The organism is Paenibacillus vini, from assembly GCF_018403325.1.
GTDB lineage: Bacteria > Bacillota > Bacilli > Paenibacillales > Paenibacillaceae > Fontibacillus > Fontibacillus vini.
Genome location: NZ_BOSL01000039.1, coordinates 1 through 1384, shown reverse-complemented (window position 1 = coordinate 1384; position 1384 = coordinate 1). Strand labels below are relative to the sequence as shown.

Below are 1384 nucleotides of genomic sequence, written 5' to 3'. Positions count from 1 at the left end.
GGGGGGGGATTGCATGAGCAAGAAGAGATTTACCGAAGAGGACCGTGAGGTCCTATCACAAAACAAGTACGTGGTGAATGTAAGTGCGAAGGCCATAACTTATTCAGATGAATTTAAGCAGCTTTTCATCGATCAAAATATGTTACAAAAAACGCCTAGGGAGATTTTTGAGGCCAATGGATTTGATGTAAATGTCATAGGGATGAGTCGTATAAAACAGTGTGCTGATCGTTGGCGGAGAGCGTATAAACGCGATGGAATCGTTGGCTTAACGGATTCTCGTAAAGGCAGCTCGGGGCGTCCCTTGCAGCGAGAACTGACGCAAGAGGAGGTCATTGCCAAGCAAGATGCTCGGATCAAACTCCTGGAGTCCCAACTTGAACTACTAAAAAAGCTAGACTCGAACGAAAGGTTGTTGGTAGCAAAAGGAATGAATCTGAGCAAAACTAAATTATTTGAGTTAATTGCAGAGGCCGTAGACCAAGGCCTTGGGCGTATGACTCGCTATCTTTGTAAACTCCTTAACGTATCTCGTTCGGGGTATTACAGCTATGTAAAGGCTGCAGACGCCCGCTTAGAACGTGCAAGACTCGACGTCGTGGCAGGTGGCTGGATTAAGAAAGCATTCTATTGGAGAGGGTTCAAAAAGGGGTCTCGCTCCATAAAGATGGTTCTTCAGAATGAATTTGGTATCACCTACAACCTAAAGAGAATCCGCCGGTTAATGAAAAAACTAAACCTGGTGTGTCCGCATAGAAAGCCGAACCCCTACAAACGTATGGCCAAAGCTACCCTGGAGCATCGAACCCTTCCTAACCAGTTACAGAGGAATTTCAAGAAGGGTATTCCGGGGTTCGTCTTGCTTACCGACATTACGTATCTTCCCTACAACCGTACGGAGGTAGGCTATTTGTCGACTATATTGGATGCTTCTACGGGGGAACTACTGGCACATCATCTTTCAAAGCGAATTGATTTATCCATTGCCACTCAAACTATAGATAAACTCATGAAACAAAGACGTGTTAAATTACATAAAGAGGCTTTCATCCACTCAGATCAGGGAAGCCATTATACAAGCCCCACGTACCAAAAGCTATTGAAGCAGAAAGGTTTAGGTCAGTCCATGTCCAGACGAGGAAACTGTTGGGACAACGCCCCGCAGGAGTCATTTTTTGGCCACATGAAAGACCATGTAGATAGTCGAGGTTGCATCACTTTTGAAGAGTTGCAAGACGAAATTGACCGCTATATTCAATATTACAACCATCACAGGTATCAATGGGGATTAAAAAAGATGACCCCTGTTCAGTACAGGAATCATCTATTGTCTGTTGCCTAAGCCTTCTCTTTTTTAAGTGTCCTTGACAAGGGTACCAGTTTA

General features: G+C 44.4%; 1 protein-coding gene. It reads left to right on the top strand.

What is annotated here, in order from left to right; genetic code table 11:
- The first annotated feature begins 13 nt into the window (after positions 1 to 13).
- The gene (locus KJS57_RS25965; RefSeq protein WP_211026252.1) at positions 14 to 1342 is read left to right on the top strand and encodes an IS3 family transposase; all 1329 of its coding nucleotides are present in this window, start codon (positions 14 to 16) and stop codon (positions 1340 to 1342) included.
- Positions 1343 to 1384: the final 42 nt, after the last annotated feature.